A 15,482-nucleotide genomic window follows, 5' to 3' on the forward strand; every position below is an offset into this window, starting at 1 on the left:
CAATAATGTCGTTAATAAATCAGGGGCCGCCCGGACCGGCACGCCGACAGGACAACCCTGCATCGCGACACAGGGTGGAAGCTGCGTCATTGCGTCGCGATGAAGGTGGCGTGTCGTCGCGCGTACCCAGGTACCCACGCCATGGCGGGCCACCTGCATTAAACTTGCGCGGTTTCCGTTCGAGCGTTCGTCTTCATGCCTTTCGTCGTTACCGAAAACTGCATCAAGTGCAAGTACACCGACTGCGTGGAAGTCTGCCCGGTGGACTGCTTCCACGAGGGGCCGAACTTCCTGGTGATCGATCCGGACGAGTGCATCGACTGCACCTTGTGCGAACCCGAGTGCCCCATCAATGCCATCTACCCCGAAGACGACGTGCCCGCCGGACAGGAAGGCTACGTTGCGCTCAACGCCGAGCTGTCGCGCGCCTGGCCGGTGATCACCACGCGCAAGGAGCCGCTGCCCGATGCCAAGGAATGGGAAGGCAAGCCGGACAAGCTGCCGTTGCTGGAACGCTGACGGGCGCGCCCCACCAAGACGTACACATGAAAAAAGGCGCCGCAAGGCGCCTTTTCTACGTCATCCCGGCGAAAGCCGGGATCCATGTTGCCTTTGCCATGGCTGTCGGGCGGCACCGGCAACATCAAGATGGGTCCCAGCGTGCGCTGGGACGACGGGTGTGGATGTTCCGCCATAAACAGAAAAGCGCCGTGAGGCGCTTTTCTTCCGTCATCCCGGCGAAAGCCGGGATCCATGTTGCGTTTACCGCGCTGGTCCGAGGGTCACGCCAGGCACCAGCGTGCGCCGGGACGACGGCGATGACACCGTCGTTCCTGCGTGGTGGGCGACTCAGCCGCCCAGCTTGGCCTTCAGCGCGGCGAGCAGCTTGACCGCCGCCGGCGACGTCGCCGGCAGGCCGCGCGGGTCGACCGCCGACACGTACGCACCGGCTTCCACCGCCGACACGCGGACCAGGAAGCTCGCGCCTTCGTAGCTGACGTCATAGGTGCCCAGCAGCTGCGCGCGGCTGGCGATGGTCACGCCTTCGACACCGGCGAGCGCCTCGCCCACGCGGGCGAAGGCATCGTCACGCGAACCCGCCACATTGAAGCCGCCTGCCGCCGGCGCGGCCGCCGGCGTCGCCTGGCCGGCGGCGGGCACCTGCATGGCGCCACTGGTGTTGGGCAGGGTCAGATCCGGCGGCACTTCCAGCGGGCGTGCCTCCGGGGCCAGTGCGTAGTCGCCCCTTGCACCCTTCTTGAACCACGAGCAGCCGGCGACGGACACGACCAGCAGCACGAGGGCAAGCGGACGCACGAGGGAAGACGAAAGACGCATGAGGTTCTCCTGGGTTCAGGCCGCGAGGGTAGCGCGGCTGGATTGTGCTTCCAACGCCTGCGCCACGGTGGCGAGGCGGTCGGCAGTATCGGTATGGGCGGAAGACAGCGTAAGCAGCGGCAGGCGCAGGCCGTGGCCGAAGCCCGCGCGCTGCAACAGCGCCTTCACTGGAATGGGATTGGATTCCACGCCGAGGAAGGCGTAGATCTCCTGCAGGTGCGCATCCAGCGCGGATGCGGCGGCGGCATCGCCGGCGCGGGCCAGGTCGCACAGCCGGCGGAAGGTGCACGGCAGGGCGTTGGAGCCGACCGAAATCAGGCCATCGGCGCCGGCAAGCATCGCGCACGATGCGGTGGGGTCGTCGCCGCTGAGGACGGCAAAGCCCGGCTGGCGCAGGGCCAGCAGCGCGGCCATGCGCTCGGGTTCGGCGCGGGCTTCCTTGATGCCGACGATGTTGGGATGCCCGACCAGTTCGGCCACCGTCTCCGGCAGCAGGTCGCAGCCCGTGCGGCCGGGCACGTTGTAGAGCACGACCGGCAACCCGCCCTGGTCGGCCACGGCGCGGTAGTGCGCCACCAGGCCTGCCTGCGTCGGCCGCACATACGGCGGCGTCACCACCAGCGCGAACTGCGCGCCACCCGCAGCGGCGCGGCGGGTGGCGGCGATGGTCTTGGCGGTGTTCATCTGCCCGGTGCCGGCGAGGACCGGGATGCGGCCATGCACCTCTTCCACGGCGATGCGCAGCAGCGTGTGGTATTCGTCGTCGGACAGGGCCGCCGCTTCACCGGTGGAACCGGCCACCACCACGCCCTGCGTGCCGCCGTCGATCTGCTGTTTGAGCAGCGCGCGCCAGGCGTGCAGGTCGAGTTCGCCCGACGCCAGGAACGGCGTGGCCAGTGCGGTGATGCTGCCGGAAAGATGCAAGGGAAGGCTCTCGGTGGGGATCCGGCGCACCGGAAGCGCCCGTAAGCGCAGTTATCCCGGCCCGCCTGCAATGTCGGCCGCATGTTACTTGCGGGCTCAAAGGGCGGGCAAGTATGCTGCCTGCGTCGCCGGGCCACGGCCCGGCCGCCATTCAGCCTGACCGCAACGCCGGAAGCTCTCTTGACCGATTCCACGCCCCGGCCTTCGCCGACCGAAAACCACCTCCTGATCACCGCCTACACGACGCATCCGGAATCGCCGCTCCTGTCGGTGACGCGCCGGATCGCCGATAGCGGCTGCAATCTGGTGGATGCCCGGCTGTCCACGGTGGGCCGCGACGTGTCGGTGACGGCGCTGGCGACCGGCTCGTGGGACGCGGTGGCCAAGCTGGAGGCCATGCTGTCGCGGCTGGAGCGCGACGACGGCCTGAAGCTGGTGTTCTACCGCACCGGCCCGAAGGTGGTGCAGTCCAACCTGCTGCCGTACATCGTGGAAGTGGTGGCCGCCGACAAGCCGGGCATCCTGTTCCAGCTGGCCGATTTCTTCGACCGCCAGGGCATCACCATCGAGAACCTGCAGAGCACGCGCTACCGCGCGATGCAGACCGGGGCCGAGATGTTCTCGGCGCAGGTCACCATCGGCGTACCGGCCAACATGCACATCGCCGCGCTGCGCGACGATTTCCTCGAGTTCTGCGACCATCTGAACCTGGACGCGATCATGGATCCGATGAAGTTCTGACGATGACGGCGAAAAGCGCGAACGCTCTGCCAAAATCGACACTGAAACTGCCGCTGGCGCTGTCCGGTGGCCAGACCGGCACCCTCGCCGACTACGCCGGCGCCTGGCTGGTGCTGTATTTCTATCCGAAGGACAGCACGCCGGGCTGCACCACCGAAGGCCTGGATTTCAACGCGCTGCTGCCGAAGTTCAAGAAATTGAACGCGACCGTGCTGGGCGTCTCGCGCGACTCGGTGAAGTCGCACGACAATTTCTGCGCCAAGCAGGGCTTCACGTTCCCGTTGGTCAGCGATGGCGACGAAGCGCTTTGCAAGGCCTTCGACGTGATCCATGAAAAGAACATGTACGGCCGAAAGGTGCTGGGCGTGGTGCGCAGCACCTTCCTGATCTCGCCCGACGGCCGCATCGCGCAGGAATGGCGCGCCGTGAAGGTTCCCGGCCATGCCCAAGCCGTGCTGGACGCCCTGAAGGCCCACCAGGCCCAGTGACGGAATCCCCTTCCCTCCCACCCACCATCCCGCGCCGCGGCGGGTCATGGTGGTTCGCTGCTGTCCGCGGAAAAGTCGCCCGTGTTCACACATCTTCCTCGATGAGGTTGCCCGAATGACCCGTAGCAAGCGTATCTATGTGTTGGACACCAACGTGCTGATGCACGACCCCACCGCGTTGTTCAAGTTCGAGGAACACGATGTCTACCTGCCGATGCAGGTGATCGAGGAACTGGACAACGGCAAGAAGGGCACCTCGGAAGCGAGCCGCAACGCGCGGCAGGTCAGCCGCTTCCTCAACGAACTGGTCCAGGCTTCCGGCCTGGACAACCTGGCTGCCGGCATCCCGCTGATCCAGCCCAACAGCATCCAATTGCGCGGCAGCCAGAGCGCCGGCCTGCTGCGCTTCCAGACCAGCCATTTCGAGGCCGGCAAGAGCTTCGGCGCGGTCATCCCGGACAACGCCATCCTGGGCGCGATCCTGGCACTGAAGGAACAGGAACCGGACATCCCGGTGGTGTTCGTCTCCAAGGACATCAACCTGCGCATCAAGGCGGCGATCGCCGGCATCGTGTCGGAGGATTACGAGAACGATCGCGCGCTCGACGACTTCAGCCTGCTGTACACCGGCGCGGACCCGGTGCCGGAGGATTTCTGGCAGCGTCACGGCAAGGACCTGCGCTCGTGGACCGACAAGGGCCGCACCTTCTACGAGGTCACCATGACCGAGGGCGCGGGCTGGTATCCCAACCAGTACCTGTACCTGCCGGGCGACGATGAATCCGAATTCCGCGTCAGCAAGGTCGAGGGCGACAAGGCCACGCTGCAGATCGTCGACGATTTCCGCCACAGCCAGCACGCGGTGTGGGGCATCAACGCGCGCAACCGCGAGCAGAACTTCGCACTCAATGCGCTGATGGACCCGGACGTCGACTTCGTCACCCTGCTCGGCACCGCCGGCACCGGCAAGACGCTGCTGGCGCTGGCGGCGGGCCTGGCGCAGACGATGGACCAGCAACGGTATCGCGAAATCATCATGACCCGCGCCACGGTCAGCGTGGGCGAGGACATCGGCTTCCTGCCCGGCACCGAAGAAGAAAAGATGACGCCGTGGATGGGCGCGCTGACCGACAACCTGGAAGTGCTGACGCACAACCAGGAGGGCGGCGCGTGGGGTCGTGCGGCGACCAATGACCTGCTCGCCAGCCGCATCAAGATCCGGTCGATGAATTTCATGCGCGGTCGCACCTTCCTCTCGCGCTACCTGATCCTCGACGAGGCGCAGAACCTCACGCCCAAGCAGATGAAGACGCTGATCACCCGTGCCGGTCCCGGCACCAAGATCGTCTGCCTGGGCAACGTGGAGCAGATCGACACGCCCTACCTGACGGAAACCACGTCCGGCCTGACCTACGCGGTGGACCGCTTCAAGAACTGGGCGCACAGCGCGCACATCACGCTGCGGCGTGGCGAGCGTTCTCGGCTGGCGGATTACGCGTCGGAAGTGCTGTAGCAGCATCCGGCCGCTGCGCTCACCGACAGCGCAGCGGCCGGGCACCGATCTGCCATGCACGATCCCTACACACCACACGATGCCCTCGGGCCTGCTCTTCCCGGGGCAACGGGCGGCTCGACAAGCGGCCTGCAGTGGCGACGCGTGCTGCGGGGTTCGGTCGCGCTGTTTTTCGCGTTGCTCACGGTGTTGCCAGCCCTTGCTGGCTGCGCGTTGACGTGGATATGGCCGGGACGACGCACGTATACCGCGTCAGAGGCACACTGACGCCGCCATGGGCCTCCACCTCCCCCGCTGGGTCTGGATCGGCGCCGTGCTGCTGGCCTGCGTGGCCGGCATGGTCAACGTCATCGGCTACCTGGGCTTCGAGCACCAGGCGGTCAGCCACCTGACCGGGACCACCAGCCTGCTGGGTGCGGCGATCGCGCAGGGCGACCCACGCGCGGTGATCCATCTGTGGGGCGTGCTGGTCGCGTTCTGCCTGGGGGCGATGCTGAGCGGGCTGATCATCCAGGACCAGACCCTGCAACTCGGTCGCCGCTACGGCGTGGTGCTGGCGCTGGAAGCGGGCCTGTTGCTCGCCGCGATTCCGCTGTTCAAGCAGGAACAGATCTGGGGCGCGCTGCTCGCTGCGGTGGCCTGCGGGCTGCAGAACGCGATGGTCACCACCTACAGCGGCGCCGCCGTGCGCACCACGCACCTCAGCGGCATGTTCACCGATCTCGGCATCGGCCTGGGCCACCTGCTGCGCGGCATGCCGTTGCCGGTGCGCCGGCTGACCCTCAGTGGCTTGATCATCACCGGCTTCCTGGGCGGCGGCGTGCTGGGGGCGTGGCTGTACCGGCAGGTCGGTTACGACGCGCTGCTGGCGCCGGCGCTGCTCACCGGCGGTACGGGCATCGGCTACGTGCTGTATCGCCAGTGGCTGCACGCGAGGCCGCCGCCTCGCTGATCCCGCCACCCACACGCTGGCGTACGGGATGGCACAATCCCCGCATGACAGCTCCTTCCGTGGTTTCCGCCCTCACCATCGCCGGTTCCGACTCCGGCGGCGGCGCCGGCATCCAGGCCGACCTCAAGACCTTCGCCGCGCACCGCGTGCACGGCCTGTCGGCGATTGCCGCGCTGACCGCGCAGCACACGCGCGGCGTGACCGCCGTGAACGTGCCGCCGATGGCTTTCCTGCGCGCACAGCTCGATGCCTGCTTCGAGGATTTCGACATCCGTGCGGTCAAGCTGGGCATGCTGGCCACCGCCGAGGTGATCGGCGTGGTCGCCGATGCATTGCGCACCCATCGCCCGGCCACGGTGGTGGTCGACCCGGTGATGGTCGCCACCAGCGGTGCGAAGCTGCTGGAGGACAGCGCACTGCATGCACTGCGCACGCAGTTGCTGCCTTTGGCCGACGTGGTGACGCCCAACCTGCCCGAAGCCGAACTGCTGCTGGGCCGTCCGATTCCCGATGCGCAGGCGATGCGCGTGGCCGCCCATGACCTGCTGGCGTTGGGCGCGCGCGCGGTGTTCCTCAAGGGTGGGCATCTGCAGGACGAAGGCGACGTGGTAGACCTGTTCGTCGACAAAGATGGCTTGACCGAGACCTCGCATCCGCGCCTGGCGCTGGAAGCGCACGGCACCGGCTGCACGCTCGCGTCCGCCATCGCCGCCCGCCGTGCACAGGGCATGGCAATGAAGGACGCCTGCCTGGCCGCCTCGGATTACGTGCACGCGGCGTTGCGCGGCGGCTACCGGCCCGGGCGCAGCGACATCGTCGTGCTCGACCATGTCGGAGCCGCACCGAACGCATGAATACCGTCGACGAACAGGGCATCGCCGCAGAGGAGCATCCGCTGCAGTCGGCCGATGGCCACGCGTACACGCTGATCGCCCGCATTCCCGCCAACGCCGCGTCCGCGCTGTTGTGGATCCCCGCGCTCGGCGTCGCCGCCCGCCACTACCTGCCCTTCGCCGAAGCCCTCGCCGCACGCGGCGTGGCGGTGTTCGTGCACGAGTGGCGCGGCAACGGCAGCAGCTCGCTGCGCGCCAACCGTCGCAACGACTGGGGCTATCGCGACCTGCTGGGCACCGATCTGCCGCTCAGCCATGCGGCCATGCGAAGCCGCCTGCCGGGTGTTCCCCACCGCATCGGCGGCCACAGCTTGGGCGGCCAACTGGCGGCCTGCCATGCCGGCCAGGATCCGGAAGCGTTCGCGGCGCTCTGGCTGGTCGGTAGCGGCACGCCGTACTGGCGCACGTTCCCGGCACCGCGCGGCTACGCGCTGCCGTTCTTCTACCAGTTCGCCCCATGGCTGGCCCGCGCCTGCGGCGCGCTGCCGGGACGGCGACTGGGCTTCGGCGGCGACGAGGCGCGCGGGCTGATCCGCGACTGGGCCCGCGTGGGACTGAGCGGTCGTTACCGCGCCGAAGGCTGGCCGGTGGATCTGGAAGCCGGGATGCGCGCGCTGCGGGCACCGGTGCGCGGCGTGCTGTTCGACGATGACTGGCTGGCCCCGGAAAGCTCGCTGCGCGCGCTGATGGCGAAGATGCCGGACAGTCCCACCCATGTCACCGTGCTGCATCATGCCGCGCTGGGAACGCGCGCCGACCATTTCGCCTGGATGAAGCAGCCGCAGGCCGTGGTCGACGCCCTGCTCGCCTGAGCCAGGCTCAGCAGCCCACCACGATGCAGTCGCGTCCCTGCGCCTTCGCCCGATAGAGCGCGCTGTCGGCGCTGTTGATCCAGTCCGAGACCGAGGCGATGCCGGCATGGCATTCCGCCAGGCCGATGCTGACGGTACAGCGCAATCCACGTGCGGAGAACGTGCAGGCAGCGACCTGCCGCCGCAGCCGTTCCGCCGCGACGATGGCCTCTTCCCAGCGCGCATCCGGCATCACCACGCCGAACTCGTCGCCGCCGTAGCGCCCGCCGGTGTCGACATCGCGCAGGCAGGCCTTCAGCAGCCGTGCGAATTCCTCCACCACCTCGTCGCCGACGGTGTGGCCGTAGCCGTCGTTGATGTCCTTGAAGCGGTCGATGTCGATCAGCACCAGCACGGCGGTGCGCCCCACTCGCTGGTAACGCCTCAGTTCGGCGGTCGCCTCGTGCAGCCACTGCTGGCGGTTCATCAGCCCGGTGGCGGCATCGAAGCGGGCCATTCTTTCCAGCATGTCCTTCTGCTGGCGCGCCTTGCGCGAGAGCGAATGGGTGGCGAACCCGATCGCCATCGGATAGACCGCCAGGAACGGCAGGCAGGCCAGCACGACCGGGTAGCTGGTGTAGGGGTCGAAGGCGAAGCCCCAGGCGGCGCTTGCGGCTACGCAGGTCAGGATCATCGCCGCCAGCGTGCGCAGGCCGAAACGGCCGCCACCGACGATCACCTTGTCCATCGTCAGCATCACCGCCAGCAGCACGCTGGGCAGCGCGTCGAAGTGCATCGCCGCGATCCAGAAGCCGCCCATGGCCGCGTCGAAGGTGAGGTTCTGGAACTCGGCCGACAGCGGATCGCCGCGATGCAACTTCACCCGCAGGTAGGCCAGATGCGGCCACAGGAAGCCGTTGGCGAGCAACAGGGCCCACAACGCCGGCGCCGCCGCGTGTTCGTACAGCACGGCGCCCACGCACAGCGCGCCCAATCCCAACCCCAGCGCACGCATGCGGTACATACGCAGACCGTAGCGTGAGCGGTTCTGTTCCGCCAGCGTGCGCACGGCGTCGGAGTGCATGCGGATCCGGCAGGAGGGAGGACGTGCGCCGATTCTCGGCCAATCGTCCCGCCATCGCCAGCCTGCGACGCGCCGTCGCGGCGGTCCTTATGCCAACCCGGTCACGTTCGCCGCGCCGGTCAGGCGGCCGGATAACCCTGCGGGTTCTGCGACTGCCAACGCCAGGCGTCGCGGCACATGGCATCGACATCGCGTTCGGCGCGCCAGCCCAGCACGTCGTTGGCCAGCGACGGATCCGCGTACACCTCGGCCACGTCGCCCGCGCGTCGCGCGACGATCTGGTAGGGAATCGCGCGCGATGCCGCGCCCGCGAACGCCTCGACCAGCTGCAGCACGCTGACGCCCTGGCCGGTGCCCAGGTTGACCGTGAGGCTGCGACGCTCGCGCACCAGGAAGTCCAGCGCGTCGGCGTGCGCGCGCGCCAGGTCCATCACGTGGATGTAGTCGCGCACACCGGTGCCGTCGACGGTCGGCCAGTCGCCGCCGAACACGCTCAGGTGCTCGCGCCGCCCCACCGCCACCTGGCAGATGTAGGGCATCAGGTTGTTGGGAATGCCGGTCGGGTCCTCGCCGATGAGGCCGGACTCATGCGCGCCGACCGGATTGAAATAGCGCAGGTTGGCGGCGTGGAACCCGGGATCGCTGGCGCACAGGTCGCCGATCAGTTCCTCCATCACCAGCTTGGTGCGGCCGTACGGATTGGTGACCTGCAGGCGTGCGTCTTCGCGCACGGGCACGCTGGCCGGGTCGCCGTAGACGGTGGCGGAGGAACTGAACACCAGCCGCTTGACGCCCGCCGACTGCATGCCGTGCAGCAGGTTGAGCGTGCCGCCGATGTTGTTGTGGAAGTAGTCCAGCGGCCGCTCGCAGGATTCGCCGACGGACTTCAGCGCGGCGAAGTGCACCACGGCGTCGAAGTGCTGCCGCGCGAAGAAGCCGACCACCGCCTCGCGGTCGCGCAGGTCCAAGGGCTGGAACGGCACAGGATGCCCGGTGATCAGCTGCAGTCGCGCCAGCACGCCCGGCGAACTGTTGCTGAAATTGTCGGCCACCACCACATCATGGCCGCGCTCGACGAGCACCACATAAGCATGCGCGCCGATGTAGCCGGCGCCACCGCACAACAGGATCCGCATCTCGACTCCCCGGTCGCTGGTCGTCCAGCCCCATTGATGGCCGGTCATGCAGGTGGTACGTAGCGGACGACACCATCAGGCCATCGGCGCATCCTGTCCTCTCGAACGGGCTTTGCACGTTGATCGACTCGACAGCAGCCCGGCCGCGGTCACGCTTCCGCACCCTCCGGGCCTTTAGACTCTTCCGTACGTGCTGCACACAGGGGACCCCCATTGAAGAACGCTCCATTGCCCACCCTGGACCAGGTGCGGATCGCCGTGATCGGCCTGGGCTACGTCGGGCTGCCGTTGGCCGTCGCTTTCGGCCGCAAGTTCCCCACGCTGGGCTTCGACATCAACCGCAAGCGCGTGGCCGAACTGAACGACTACCGCGACCACACCCTGGAGGTCAGCGCCGAGGAACTGCGCGACACTCCGCTGCTGGGCTTCAGCGATGATCCGGCCGCGCTGGCGGGTTGCAATGTCTTCATCGTCACCGTGCCCACGCCGATCGACGACTACAAGCGTCCGGACCTGCATCCGCTGGAGTCGGCAAGCCGCACGGTGGGGCGTGCCATCGGCAAGGGCGCCGTGGCGATCTACGAATCGACCGTGTACCCGGGTGCCACCGAGGAGACCTGCGTCCCGATCATCGAGCGCGAGTCCGGCCTGCAGTTCAACGAGGATTTCTACGCCGGCTACAGTCCCGAACGCATCAATCCGGGCGACAAGCAGCACCGGCTGGAAACCATCATGAAGGTCACCTCCGGCTCCACGCCGGAGGTCGCCGACTTCGTCGATGCGCTGTACGGCAGCATCATCACCGCCGGCACCCACAAGGCCAGCAGCATCCGCGTGGCCGAAGCGGCCAAGGTGATCGAGAACACCCAGCGCGACGTCAACATCGCGCTGATCAACGAACTGGCGCTGATCTTCCACCGCCTGGGCATCGACACCCACGAGGTGCTGGAAGCCGCCGGCACCAAGTGGAACTTCCTGCCGTTCCGCCCCGGCCTGGTCGGCGGCCACTGCATCGGCGTGGATCCGTACTACCTGACCCACAAGGCGCAGCAGATCGGCTACCACCCGGACGTGATCCTGGCCGGCCGCCGCATCAACGACGGCATGGGCAGCCATGTCGCGCGCCGCGTCGCCAAGCTGATGGCGCGCCGCAATCTTCCCGTCGCCGGCGCCAGGGTGCTGGTGCTGGGGCTGGCGTTCAAGGAGAACTGCCCGGACGTGCGCAACACGCGCGTGGTGGACATCGTGGCCGAACTGCGCAGCTACAACGCGCAGGTCGACGTGCACGACCCGTGGGTCAGCGCAGAGGAGGCGAAGCACGAATACGGCCTCGACCTGGTGGCGGAGCCCCAGGCCGGCCAGTACGATGCCGTCATCCTGGCCGTCGCACACCGGCAGTTCACCGAGCGCGGCGCCGACGGCGTCCGCGCCCTCGGCAAGCCGGGTGCGGTGGTCTTCGACGTGAAGCGGGCACTACCCCGCCACGCCGTCGACGACTGCCTGTAACCGCCCTCTTCCACGGAATTCCCCGATGCGCGTCCTCGTCACCGGTGCCGCCGGCTTCATCGGCTCCCACCTCAGCCATCGCCTGCTCGACCGCGGCGACGAAGTGCTGGGCTACGACAACCTCAACGACTACTACGACCCCACGCTGAAGGACGCGCGCCTGGCGCGGCTGCTGCCGAAGGACGGGTTCCGCTTCGTCCGCGCCTCGCTGGAGGACCGCGCGGCCATGGAAGCCGCGTTCGACGAATTCAAGCCGCAGCGCGTGGTGAACCTGGCCGCGCAGGCCGGCGTGCGCTATTCGCTGGAGAACCCGCACGCGTACATCGACAGCAACATCGTCGGCTTCACCAACATCCTCGAAGCCTGCCGCCACCGCGGCGTCGAGCACTTGGTGTACGCCTCGTCCAGCTCGGTCTACGGCGCCAACCGCAAGCTGCCATTCGCGGTGGAGGACAGCGTGGATCACCCGGTCAGCCTGTACGCGGCCACCAAGAAGGCCAACGAGCTGATGGCGCACACCTACAGCCACCTGTTCGCCCTGCCCACCACCGGCCTGCGCTTCTTTACCGTCTACGGCCCGTGGGGCCGCCCGGACATGGCGCTGTTCCTGTTCACCCGGAACATCCTCGAAGGCAAGCCCATCGACGTGTTCAACCACGGCCACCACACGCGCGACTTCACCTTCGTCGACGACATCGTCGAAGGCGTGATCCGCACGCTCGACACCGTGCCCGGTGCCGACCCGACCTACGACCCGCTGCTGCCGAACCCCGGCTCCTCCAGCGCGCCGTGGCGGGTCTACAACATCGGCAACCACCAGCCGGTCCAGCTGCTCCGCTACATCGAAGTGCTGGAAGACTGCCTGGGCCGCAAGGCCGAGAAGCGCCTGCTGCCCATGCAGCCCGGCGACGTGCCCGACACCTGCGCTGACGTCGAAGCGCTCCGTCGCGACACCGGCTACCACCCGTCCACGCCCATCGAAACCGGCATACGCCGCTTCGTCGACTGGTACCGGGAGTTCTATCGGGTGTAGCTCGAATCCCCTGCGCGGATGGCCGGGCGACGGCGTTGCCTGCGTTATAGGAGGCAATCCGCAACAACATCAGGGGATGTTCGATGAACCGCACCTTCGCCGGCCTTCTGGCCGTCATGCTGGCGCTCCTGCTCGCCGGCTGCGCCTCCGGCGGCGCCAGCAGCAAGTCCGCGCCGCCAGAGCAGGCGACCACCGCCGTCGAGAACTACCTGATCGGCGTGGACGACATTGTCCAGGTCTCGGTCTGGCGCAATCCGGAACTGGGCATCACCGTGCCGGTGCGTCCGGACGGCATGATCTCCGTGCCGCTGGTGGGCGACGTGGCGGCTGGTGGCCGCACGCCCGCCGACGTGGCCGGCGACATCCAGAAGAAGCTGGGCGACTACGTGCGCGATCCGCAGGTGGCCGTGATCCTGACCGAACTGCGCAGCCATGAATATCTGTCGCGCGTGCGCGTGACCGGCGCCGTGCGCCAGCCGATCTCCATCCCGTACCGGCAGGGCATGACCGTGCTCGACGCGGTGCTGGCAGCCGGCGGCATCAACGAGTTCGCCGCGCCGGACCGTTCCGACCTGTTCCGCAAGAACAAGGACGAAACCACCGCCACCTACCCGGTGCGCCTGGACCGCATCCTCAACCGCGGCGACCTGTCCACCAACTACACGGTGGCGCCGGGTGACGTGATCGTGATTCCGGAGCGGACGTTCTGATGAGTTCGAACCATATCCTGCCGCCCCCGCGCACGGCCGCCCAGGCCCGCAAGGCGGACGAACTGACGCCCCAGGAACTCGCCTTCGTGCTGTTGAAGGAGGCACGCAAGCGGGTGCTGGCCATTGCCGCGACCTTCAGTGCCATCACCCTGCTGACGCTGGTCGTGGGCATGCTGATCATCCCGCGCAACTACATCGCGTCCACCACGATCCTGGCCCAGGACAGCGACATCATCCAGCCGCTGCTGGAAGGACGCGCCGTGTCCACGGGCGTATCCGATCGCGCCGGCATGGCGCGGCAGATCGTGTACGGCCGCAAGGTGCTGCAGGAAATCCTCGCGGTCGGCAAGTGGACGGAGAAGGAGCTGAGCCCCGTCGCGCAGGACAAGCTGATGGAGGACATCCGCAACAACACCACCGTCAACAGCCCGCGCAACGACCTGGTGCAGATCAGCTACCGGGACACCAATCCCGAGCGCGCCTACCGGGTGACGGAAGCCTTCGGCACGCTGTTCATGCAGGAGGCGCTGGCCACGAAGGAGCGCGAGAGCCGCGAAGCCTACGAGTTCATCGACAAGCAGGTGCAGGAATACCACCGCAAGCTCACCGACGCGGAAAAGAACCTGCAGGACTACCGCTCGCGCAATGCCGATGCCCAGCCCGGCAGCGCCACCGACGTGAACACCCGCATCAGCTCGCTGCGGACCCAGGTCGAGCAGACCCGCATGTCGCTGCTGGAGCAGGAGTCCCGCGCCGCCGCCATCAGCGACCAGCTGTCCGGCGAATCCGCCGTCACCGCCGTGCAGACCCGCGAGAGCCTCTACCGCACGCAACTCATCGAACTGCGCACGGAGCTGGACCGGCTGATGCTGACCTTCACCGAACGCCACCCCGACGTGGTGCGCGTGCGCCACCAGATCGAAGACGTGCAGCGCGCCATCGCGCAGGAACAGGAACGCCGCAAGCAGCCGACGCAGGGCGTGCTCGCCTCGGAGGACGCGCAGCTCAACCCGCTGTACAACGAACTGCGCAGCCAGCAGGCCCAGGCCCGCAACGAGGCAGCCGCCACCCGCTCGCGCATGAGCATCGCCGAATCGATGCTAGGGGCGGAACTGGACCGCAGCCGCCGGATCGCCGCATCCGAAAGCGCGCTGGCCGAGCTCACGCGCGACTACGAAGTCAACCGCGAGATCTACCAGGACCTGCTGCGCCGCCGCGAGAACGCGCGCGTGTCGATGGGGCTGGACCAGGAAAACCGTGGCCTGACGTTGCGGATCCAGGACCCGGCGACCATGCCGTTGCGGCCCAGCGGGCTGCGCTTCATGCATATCGCGGCCGCCGGCTTCACCTTCGCCGTGGCCTTGCCGCTCGGCCTGATCTTCCTGCTGGTGCGCTTCGATCCCCGCGTCCGCGTCGCCCGCCAGATCGCGCAGAAGACAAGTACCCCCCTGCTGACCGTGATCCCGACCTACCTTACCCCCAAGGAACGTCGACGCCAGTCGTTGAGGTTCATGGCCAGCGCAGCGATGGTCTGCGGCGTGTTCGTCGTGTACGGCCTGGTGTTCGCCCTCAAACTCACCAGTGCCTGATGCCACGCCCATGCACCAGATCCGTCGCCAGGAAGACGCCATGAACAGCCGCACCCACCCGCACAACGACGGCGCACAAGGCGTCGATCCCTCCGCCGCGCGCTCCATCGTGCGCGCCGTCGAGCCGCCCCTGCTGAGCCCGCGTGCCCTTGAGGACCGTCGGCTGATCCACCGCAACGACTCCACGCGCCTGCAGGCCGATGCCTTCCGCGACCTGCGCACGCGCCTGCTCGCGCTGGGCGGCGACCGCAACTTCGTCACCCTCGTGGCTCCCGTCGTACCGGGCTGCGGCGCCAGCTTCGTGGCCCGCAACCTCGCCGCAGCGTTCGCGTTCGACGAAACCAAGACCGCGACCCTGATCGATTGCGACGCCCTGCGCCCGGCACAACACGGCGCGCTCGGCGTGGATGCCGTCAATGGCGGCCTGATGGACTACCTGGACGACCGCATCAGCGAGATCGCCCCCGTGCAGTACCGGACGGTGCTGCCGCGCATGTACCTGGTGCCGACCGGCGGCGTGCGCGAGATCACCGGCGAGTCGTTCTCTTCGCTGCGGATGCGCAGCCTGGTGGACTCGCTGCGCAGCACGCACGGCAACCGTTACCTGGTACTGGACGGTCCACCCGTGCTGCAGTCGCCCGATGCACGCATCCTCTCCGACCTGGCCGACCTGGTGGTGCTGGTCGCCGGGTACGGGCGGGTGACCACCGAACAGATCGAGAAGGCCGCGGCGAACTTCGAGCCCGAGAAGCTGGCCGGCGTCGTCTTCAACGACATCCAATGA

At 67.8% G+C, this 15,482-nt stretch carries 16 protein-coding genes; 12 read left to right on the forward strand and 4 right to left on the reverse strand.

Annotated elements, in window-relative coordinates; genetic code table 11:
- Positions 1-195: 195 nt before the first annotated feature.
- Entirely contained in the window at positions 196-519 is a 324-nt protein-coding gene (gene fdxA / locus MMG85_RS08950) for a ferredoxin FdxA (RefSeq protein ID WP_055943648.1), read from the forward strand.
- A 330-nt stretch (positions 520-849) separates the two neighbouring features.
- Here the strand turns inward: fdxA and MMG85_RS08955 are convergent, their stop codons facing one another.
- On the reverse strand, positions 850-1,338 hold the full coding sequence (locus MMG85_RS08955) for a hypothetical protein (protein ID WP_241045730.1): 489 nt from the start codon (positions 1,336-1,338) through the stop codon (positions 850-852).
- Between the two features lie 15 nt (positions 1,339-1,353).
- The gene (gene dapA / locus MMG85_RS08960; protein ID WP_241045731.1) at positions 1,354-2,262 is read right to left on the reverse strand and encodes a 4-hydroxy-tetrahydrodipicolinate synthase; all 909 of its coding nucleotides are present in this window, start codon (positions 2,260-2,262) and stop codon (positions 1,354-1,356) included.
- A 180-nt stretch (positions 2,263-2,442) separates the two neighbouring features.
- On the opposite strand from dapA, the gene MMG85_RS08965 reads away from it, so the two are divergent.
- From MMG85_RS08965 to MMG85_RS08990, 6 genes are all read left to right on the forward strand, one after another.
- On the forward strand, positions 2,443-3,003 hold the full coding sequence (locus MMG85_RS08965) for a glycine cleavage system protein R (protein WP_162336523.1): 561 nt from the start codon (positions 2,443-2,445) through the stop codon (positions 3,001-3,003).
- Positions 3,004-3,005: 2 nt separating this feature from the next.
- Complete coding sequence (locus MMG85_RS08970) at positions 3,006-3,491, forward strand: peroxiredoxin (RefSeq protein WP_241045732.1); 486 nt, start codon at positions 3,006-3,008, stop codon at positions 3,489-3,491.
- A 115-nt stretch (positions 3,492-3,606) separates the two neighbouring features.
- On the forward strand, positions 3,607-5,004 hold the full coding sequence (locus MMG85_RS08975; protein ID WP_241045733.1) for a PhoH family protein: 1,398 nt from the start codon (positions 3,607-3,609) through the stop codon (positions 5,002-5,004).
- 274 nt (positions 5,005-5,278) lie between these two features.
- Positions 5,279-5,956 carry a YoaK family protein gene (locus MMG85_RS08980; RefSeq protein ID WP_241045734.1) on the forward strand — a complete coding sequence of 226 codons (678 nt, stop codon included), beginning with the start codon at positions 5,279-5,281 and terminating at the stop codon, positions 5,954-5,956.
- Positions 5,957-6,000: 44 nt separating this feature from the next.
- Positions 6,001-6,810: a bifunctional hydroxymethylpyrimidine kinase/phosphomethylpyrimidine kinase gene (gene thiD, locus MMG85_RS08985; protein WP_241045735.1), complete on the forward strand. Its 810-nt coding sequence runs from the start codon at positions 6,001-6,003 to the stop codon at positions 6,808-6,810.
- A complete protein-coding gene (locus MMG85_RS08990) occupies positions 6,807-7,661 on the forward strand; it encodes an alpha/beta fold hydrolase (protein ID WP_241045736.1) in 855 nt (284 codons plus the stop codon). The genes thiD and MMG85_RS08990 overlap by 4 nt, the downstream gene beginning before the upstream one ends.
- Positions 7,662-7,668: 7 nt before the next feature.
- Here MMG85_RS08990 and MMG85_RS08995 read toward each other — a convergent pair whose 3' ends face one another.
- The gene (locus MMG85_RS08995; RefSeq protein ID WP_241045737.1) at positions 7,669-8,724 is read right to left on the reverse strand and encodes a diguanylate cyclase; all 1,056 of its coding nucleotides are present in this window, start codon (positions 8,722-8,724) and stop codon (positions 7,669-7,671) included.
- 119 nt (positions 8,725-8,843) lie between these two features.
- Complete coding sequence (gene galE / locus MMG85_RS09000) at positions 8,844-9,860, reverse strand: UDP-glucose 4-epimerase GalE (protein WP_241045738.1); 1,017 nt, start codon at positions 9,858-9,860, stop codon at positions 8,844-8,846.
- 228 nt (positions 9,861-10,088) lie between these two features.
- On the opposite strand from galE, the gene tviB reads away from it, so the two are divergent.
- The 5 genes from tviB (at position 10,089) to MMG85_RS09025 (ending at position 15,482) form a co-directional block, all read left to right on the forward strand.
- Positions 10,089-11,366, forward strand: a complete 1,278-nt coding sequence (gene tviB / locus MMG85_RS09005) for a Vi polysaccharide biosynthesis UDP-N-acetylglucosamine C-6 dehydrogenase TviB (protein WP_241045784.1) — start codon at positions 10,089-10,091, stop codon at positions 11,364-11,366.
- A gap of 25 nt (positions 11,367-11,391) precedes the next feature.
- Positions 11,392-12,399, forward strand: coding sequence for an NAD-dependent epimerase (locus MMG85_RS09010; protein WP_241045739.1), 1,008 nt, complete (start codon positions 11,392-11,394; stop codon positions 12,397-12,399).
- Between the two features lie 83 nt (positions 12,400-12,482).
- Positions 12,483-13,109, forward strand: coding sequence for an XrtA/PEP-CTERM system exopolysaccharide export protein (locus MMG85_RS09015; protein ID WP_241045740.1), 627 nt, complete (start codon positions 12,483-12,485; stop codon positions 13,107-13,109).
- Entirely contained in the window at positions 13,109-14,698 is a 1,590-nt protein-coding gene (locus tag MMG85_RS09020; RefSeq protein ID WP_241045741.1) for an XrtA system polysaccharide chain length determinant, read from the forward strand. The genes MMG85_RS09015 and MMG85_RS09020 overlap by 1 nt, the downstream gene beginning before the upstream one ends.
- Before the next feature lie 40 nt (positions 14,699-14,738).
- Complete coding sequence (locus MMG85_RS09025; protein WP_241045742.1) at positions 14,739-15,482, forward strand: CpsD/CapB family tyrosine-protein kinase; 744 nt, start codon at positions 14,739-14,741, stop codon at positions 15,480-15,482.

It is taken from the genome of Pseudoxanthomonas sp. LH2527 (assembly GCF_022539275.1).
GTDB lineage: Bacteria > Pseudomonadota > Gammaproteobacteria > Xanthomonadales > Xanthomonadaceae > Pseudoxanthomonas_A.